A 6,759-nucleotide genomic window follows, 5' to 3' on the forward strand; every position below is an offset into this window, starting at 1 on the left:
TTACGTGAAACTTGTTTATGGGGGCTGTTATTCGACATTTAAAGAGTGACTGAGTACTAGGCATGAGCAAGCATTAAACGCCACCCGCTTATCAATCCAAATTATCGGTTACCGCACCCAATGATGCTGAATTAACCAGTTTGGCATATTTAGCCAATACACCACGGGTATAACGTGGCGCAGGTTGCACCCATCTGGATAAACGATCCGTTATTGACTGATCATTCAGATGTAAGGTTAATTGGTTAAGCTCGGCATCAATGGTGATGGTGTCGCCATTTTCAACAATCGCCAATGCACCACCGACATAAGCCTCAGGGGTAATATGTCCCACCACAAAACCGTGTGTGCCGCCAGAAAAGCGCCCGTCAGTAATCAACGCCACTTCTTTACCCAAACCTTTGCCCATAATGGCAGAAGTAGGCGATAGCATCTCGCGCATACCAGGGCCACCTTTCGGGCCTTCGTAACGGATAACAATCACATCGCCTTTAACAATGTCGCCGTTCAAGATGCTTTGCAGGGCTTGTTCTTCGGCATCGAATACTTTGGCTGTGCCGGTAAATACCAAGCCTTCTTTGCCGGTAATTTTAGCCACCGCACCATCCGAAGCCAAATTGCCGTATAACACTACTAAATGGCTGTCTTTTTTAATAGGATTATCCAAAGAGCGGATCATATCCTGGCCATCAGGGTAGGGATTGACATCGGCTAAATTTTCCGCCATGGTTTTACCGGTAACTGTTAAGCAATCACCGTGCAATAAACCCTTATCCAACAACACTTTCATCAGTGGTTGAATGCCGCCAATTTCGATGAGTTCCGCCATTTGGTATTTGCCGCTAGGTTTTAAATCAGCCACTAACGGAACGTGTTTACCAATACGGGTAAAGTCATCTAAGGTAATGTCAACGTTCGCGGCATTGGCCATTGCTAACAAATGCAGTACTGCATTGGTAGAGCCACCTAGCGCGATAACCACAGTAATAGCATTTTCAAACGCCGGTTTGGTCATGATGTCGCTGGGTTTAATGTCGTTTTTCAACAATTCCAGTACCGCAGCACCCGCACGTTCGCAGTCTAATCGTTTGTCGTTAGAAATGGCCGCTTGCGCTGAACTATTCGGTAAACTCATGCCCAAGGCTTCAATCGCCGAAGCCATTGTGTTGGCCGTATACATGCCCCCACAAGAGCCAGGGCCTGGAATGGCTTTGGCTTCAATGGCGGCAAGTTCAGCATCATCAATCTGATTATTGGCTCTAGCGCCCACGGCTTCGAATACTGATACCACATCCAATTTTTTGTCTTTATGGCAGCCTGGCATAATAGTGCCGCCGTACACAAACACGCTAGGACGATTTAACCGTGAAATTGCCATCATACAACCGGGCATGTTTTTATCACAGCCGCCAATAGCCACAACGCCATCAAAGCCTTGACAGCCAACCACTGTTTCAATGGAATCGGCAATGACTTCGCGCGATACCAGCGAGTACTTCATGCCTTCTGTGCCCATAGAAATACCATCAGAGATGGTAATGGTGTTGAAGATGACGGCTTTGCCGTTGCTGTTATTAACGCCTACCGCCGCTGCATCGGCCAGTTTATTGATGTGCATATTGCACGGTGTCACCATACTCCAGGTTGAGGCGATACCGATTTGCGGCTTTTTGAAATCATCGTTGCTAAAGCCGACAGCATGCAACATGGCGCGACTGGGCGCACGTTCCATGCCATCAACAACTAAAGAAGAATGGGCGCGGGTGCTTTTGTCACCGGATTGACTCATGTAAATATTTCCTGGGGATGATGCGTTTAATGTAAGGCAAGAAAGTAAAGGCGTGGCTATACCGAGATTAAAAAGAACCCCAGGTATTGCGACGACCCCAACTGATTTTTGGGAGAATAAAACCAAGCAGTACGCCTGCTAAGGCAAGCCCACCACCGTACAAGAACCAGTCTTGATTGGCGCTGTCTTTTAGTGCCTTATTGTCGGCTTTAAGTTGTTCTAATTCCGTCATAGATTTGGCAAATTTTTGTTGAAGGTCGTCACGTTCAATCTTGATTTGTAGTGCATTGGCCGCCGTCTTTTTTAAGTCAGTAAGTTCTCTGTTTAACAGCTCTTTATCTTTGGTTAACGTAAATTCCAGCGGTGTTAAAGGGGCGTTAGGATCTTTTATCGCGACAGCAGCGGCGGGATCAACTACAGGCGGTTGCTCGGCGACAGGCGCTGTATGTTTAGTATGGCTGCGATAATGCGGCTTAGCTTGCACTATCCCACACGTCATTATTAAAACGAAAAATGCACTGAGTATTTTCTTCACTGGAATCCCTTTGATATAATTTTCTATTTGGAATCACTATAGGCTATTGAATACACAAAAGAAACTCTAAGAGCGCTTTTTGTGCATGCAAACGATTTTCGGCTTCATCGAAGATAACACTTTGTGCCCCGTCTATTACGTCGGCACTCACTTCTTCACCACGATGCGCGGGCAAACAATGCATAAAGAGCGCATTTTTATGAGCGACACGCATAATTTCCGTATTTACCTGATAATCTTTAAAAGCCAGCTCACGCTGTCTTTGCTCTTCTTCTTGTCCCATGCTAGCCCACACATCAGTGACTATCAGGTCGCTACCCATAGCGGCCTCTTTAGCCGAATTAAACAGCTTAACTCGGCTACCCGCCGCAGTAACAAACGCTGGGTCAGGTTGATAACCAACAGGGCAAGCAATATGTAGCTGAAAATCAAGTAACATGGCCGCATGTATATAAGAATGGCACATATTATTACCATCACCAACCCATGTCACCAATTTATTTTTAATGTCGCCCCGGTGCTCAAAGTAAGTTTGCATGTCTGCAAGCAGCTGACACGGATGCTGGGTATCCGTTAGGCCGTTAATAACCGGTACGCGTGAGTGCTGTGCAAACGTGGTTACCATCTCATGCTTGTTGGTTCTAAGCATAATGCAATCAACCATGCTGGAAATGACTTTGGCACTGTCTTGCAAAGGTTCGCCGCGTCCTAGCTGGGTATCTCTTGGTGATAAAAACAACGCGCTGCCACCAAAATGTGCCATGCCCGCTTCAAAAGAAATACGCGTGCGTGTGGATGATTTTTCAAAGATCATGGCCAGCACTTTACCTTTTAAAGGCTGATAATCAGGGTCACGTTTATTTTTTAGCTCGATAGCTCTTTGGATTAAAAAACGAAACTCGTCGCTGGTTAAATCAAGCAAGCTGATGAAATGTCTAGGCGGGATGCTCATAGTGTGGCTGCTGTGTATTCGGTAATAATCATCGCTAAAGTGGCTACCAGTTGTTCAATTTGTTGTGGATCAATAATCAATGGCGGCAACAAGCGTATGGTTTTCTCGTTAGTGACATTAATCAATAAATGCGCTTGCAAGGCCAGCGTGACTAACTCGCTACACGGTTTATCCAGCTCAACACCGATCATCAAACCCTTGTGGCGTATATCAACAACATGGGGATTGTTATGCAAGGCGACGGTTAATGCGGCACTGATCAAATCACCTTTTTGTGCGGCTAAGGCGATTAAATCGTCATTGTCCAAGGTTTCTAACACGGCCAATGCCGCGCTGCACGCCAAGGGATTGCCACCAAACGTGGAACCGTGTGTGCCAGCGGTTAAAATCTGTGCCGCTTTACCCCGTGCCAGACACGCGCCAATAGGCACGCCATTGCCTAAGGCTTTGGCCAGGCTGCACACATCTGGCAAGATGCCATTGTGTTGATAAGCTAAAAATGTGCCGGTACGACCTATGCCGGTCTGGATTTCATCCAGCATCATTAAAATATTGTGCTGGTCACAGAGCGTGCGTATCTGGTTAAGATAATCAGTTGCGGGTATGTTAACGCCACCTTCGCCCTGTATGGGTTCGACTAGAATCGCCACGATGTTGCTATGTTGCGCTAACGCCTGTTCAATTGCGGCAACATCGTTGTACGGCACACGAATAAAGCCTTGCACCAGTGGCGCAAAGCCTTGCTGCACTTTAGGATTGCCGGTAGCGCTGAGTGTCGCCAAGGTGCGGCCGTGAAAGCTTTTTTCCATCACCAGTATAGCGGGATTTTCTATACCTGACTGATGGCCAAATTTACGTGCCAGTTTAATAGCGGCTTCATTGGCTTCTGCGCCGGAATTGCAGAAAAATACGTTATCCATGCCGGACTTTTCAGTCAAGCGCTGGGCGAGCTGCTCTTGGACAGCAATGCCATAAAGATTGGAAGTGTGCAGTAGTTTTTTGCTTTGCGCACAAATCGCAGCATGTACAGCAGTGTGAGCATGGCCTAAACCACACACGGCAATGCCAGACAGTGCATCCAGATAGCGTTGTCCGCGATCATCCCACAACCAAGCGCCTTCGCCTCTGTCAAACGTGATAGGTAACCGACCGTAAGTGGGCATAATGTGACTGGTCATGGCGCGTGTCCGAAAACGTGAGTACGGTTTTATTTGCCGCACTTTTAAAAAAACCGTTGATTATAAATTTCAATGTGATTATAAGCAACAGCGAGATGATAAGATTCGCTTCTTAAAGCGCTTTAAAGTTGATAGAATTAGCCCAATATATTTTTAAAAATAGCTAAAGAGGCTAAACACCATGTCTGTTATAGAAAGAATTGAAGAGCAATTGACCAACCCTGTCGTGTTATATATGAAAGGTTCACCGGATTTTCCGCAGTGCGGTTTTTCGGGGCAGGCGGTACAGATATTAGGCGCATGCAAAGCTGAGTATGCACATTTTAATATTTTTGAAGACCCTGAGTTACGCGAAGCCCTAAAAGAATATTCCAGTTGGCCGACCTATCCGCAACTGTATATTGGCGGCAAACTGGTCGGTGGCTGCGATATCATGATCGATTTGTACAAAAAAGGCGAACTGGCCACTTTGTTGTCTTCTGTCGGTGCGGTTGCTGCTTAGTCGATAAGTTTCTTAAACGCGCTAACTAATTATATTATAAATTTTTTTTGTGACTTTTGTGTTTTCTGTGGACAATAATATTGTTCACGGAAAACACGCAAAAAAGTCGCTATGGTGCAACCGGAACGTGCAACGCCCGCCAACGATTCACCATCATACAAAATAATTCCGCTGTCATTTCGGCATCGTACAGTGCCGAATGCGCCTTTTCATTATCCCATTTTAAGCCCGCCGCTTCGGCAATTTTTGCCAATACCGTTTGTTGATAGATTAATCCACCTAATGTCGCGGTATCAAAAGTACTGAACGGATGAAAAGGGCTGCGTTTAATTTGCGTGCGGTGGATAGCGGCGTTTAAAAAAGCAATGTCAAACGCGGGGTTATGTCCCACCAAAATTGCCCGTGAGCAATTATTGCGTTTTAACGCGTCTTTAATCGGCTTAAAAATCAAGTCCAGCGATTCTTTCTCTTCCAGCGCCATTCTAAAGGGATGATAAGGATCAATGCCATTAAATTTAAGCGCGGCAGGGTCTAGCTCGGCGTTTTTAAATGGCACGACGTGTGTGGCATGGCGCTCGGTGATTTCTAAATCATTAACGCTGTTGTACTCAACAATAATGGCAGAAATCTCCAGCATGGCATGTTTTTTCGGATTAAAGCCGGCTGTTTCAATATCGACAACAACAGGTAAGTAGCCTCTAAAACGTTTATTGAGAGGGATTTCGGATAAATTCATTAATGGGGAAGTAGAGCGGTTATGAGGGGTAAGTTGTATGGTAATCCAATCTACTAAAAATGTAACTATTTAGCTGAGCTTATACGCGTTCAGTTGATTGCCTAATTATCATAGGAAATGTATGTAAAATAACGTTCCTCCACATTATTGTTTTTATTAGCCTGAGAAGCTGTGTAATATTCAAGGACGAATAAATGTGCTGGATAACAGCTTTAGTTTAATAAATGAATTCTTATAGGTAATAATGTGGCACTATCTGAACAACAAAAACAAAAGAAACTCTTAAAGAAAAAACAAAAAAAATCTGCTGTTGTTCAGGCGATTAAGTCTTTTATGAGTGTCAGTGCTGTCAGTTGTGCCGACTACCCGCTTTATGAAAGTGTGGTTGCGAATAGTCTATTTGAATTAGGTATTGGTGAAGTTGTTATTGCTCGGCGACTTCCGAATGGCCAGCTGGCTGCAAGTATTTTTATTGTCGATGTGTTTTGTTTGGGTGTGAAAAATACTTTTTTTAGAGTTGCATCAAATGATGAATATGAGTATTTGAAGCAGAAAGCTACGAGTGATGGTAGGCATTTTGTATCGATTCATCAAAGTTGTGCCAGGAAGTTATTGGAAGGGGCGGTGGAATACGCTAAAAACTTGGGCTTTAGTAGTCATCCGGATTATAAAAAAATGGCCGCGTTATTTGGTGCTATTGATGCGAGTGCTTGTCCAGTTGCCTATGAATATGGCAAAGATAATAAGCCTTATTACATTAGAGGCCCGAATGAAAGTGTTGCTGAAGCTAAAAAAATTGTTGATAAATTGTACGAAAAATGTGGCGAAGGCGGCTATAACTTTTTGATTATGACAGATGAAAATCCTTTTGATTGATAAGCTTAATATCACTTGATTGGCCAGAATAAATAGCTGTAGTGCATTCAAAAATTCGTCGCAAATTGCCTGGGTAAGTTCTACAGTGTTTTCAACTTAGGACAGTTACAGCCACCGTTCGTGCTGAGCTTGTCGAAGCATGAACGGCACACTTCGACAAGCTCAGTGCGAACGGTTACGCTGTAACTATT

At 44.6% G+C, this 6,759-nt stretch carries 7 protein-coding genes; 2 read left to right on the plus strand and 5 right to left on the minus strand.

Features of this window, described 5'->3' with window-relative positions:
• Positions 1-91 precede the first annotated feature (91 nt).
• The 4 genes from ilvD to CRENPOLYSF2_RS09515 all read right to left on the minus strand — a co-directional run bounded on the left by ilvD (position 92) and on the right by CRENPOLYSF2_RS09515 (position 4,454).
• Complete coding sequence (gene ilvD / locus CRENPOLYSF2_RS09500) at positions 92-1,789, minus strand: dihydroxy-acid dehydratase (RefSeq protein WP_087143714.1); 1,698 nt, start codon at positions 1,787-1,789, stop codon at positions 92-94.
• 67 nt (positions 1,790-1,856) lie between these two features.
• The gene (locus CRENPOLYSF2_RS09505) at positions 1,857-2,324 is read right to left on the minus strand and encodes a TIGR04211 family SH3 domain-containing protein (RefSeq protein ID WP_245807965.1); all 468 of its coding nucleotides are present in this window, start codon (positions 2,322-2,324) and stop codon (positions 1,857-1,859) included.
• Positions 2,325-2,367: 43 nt separating this feature from the next.
• Positions 2,368-3,270, minus strand: coding sequence for an ornithine carbamoyltransferase (gene argF, locus CRENPOLYSF2_RS09510; RefSeq protein ID WP_087143720.1), 903 nt, complete (start codon positions 3,268-3,270; stop codon positions 2,368-2,370).
• Positions 3,271-3,272: 2 nt separating this feature from the next.
• Entirely contained in the window at positions 3,273-4,454 is a 1,182-nt protein-coding gene (locus CRENPOLYSF2_RS09515; RefSeq protein WP_087143716.1) for an aspartate aminotransferase family protein, read from the minus strand.
• A 181-nt stretch (positions 4,455-4,635) separates the two neighbouring features.
• On the opposite strand from CRENPOLYSF2_RS09515, the gene grxD reads away from it, so the two are divergent.
• Positions 4,636-4,956, plus strand: coding sequence for a Grx4 family monothiol glutaredoxin (grxD, locus tag CRENPOLYSF2_RS09520; RefSeq protein ID WP_087143717.1), 321 nt, complete (start codon positions 4,636-4,638; stop codon positions 4,954-4,956).
• 109 nt (positions 4,957-5,065) lie between these two features.
• On the opposite strand, the gene rnt is transcribed toward grxD, so the two are convergent.
• Positions 5,066-5,692, minus strand: a complete 627-nt coding sequence (rnt, locus tag CRENPOLYSF2_RS09525) for a ribonuclease T (RefSeq protein ID WP_087143718.1) — start codon at positions 5,690-5,692, stop codon at positions 5,066-5,068.
• Between the two features lie 246 nt (positions 5,693-5,938).
• Here rnt and CRENPOLYSF2_RS09530 point away from each other — a divergent pair, with 246 nt between their 5' ends.
• On the plus strand, positions 5,939-6,568 hold the full coding sequence (locus CRENPOLYSF2_RS09530) for a hypothetical protein (RefSeq protein ID WP_087143719.1): 630 nt from the start codon (positions 5,939-5,941) through the stop codon (positions 6,566-6,568).
• Positions 6,569-6,759 lie beyond the last annotated feature (191 nt).

Origin of the sequence: Crenothrix polyspora, assembly GCF_900163755.1 — a bacterium.
Classification (GTDB): domain Bacteria; phylum Pseudomonadota; class Gammaproteobacteria; order Methylococcales; family Methylomonadaceae; genus Crenothrix; species Crenothrix polyspora.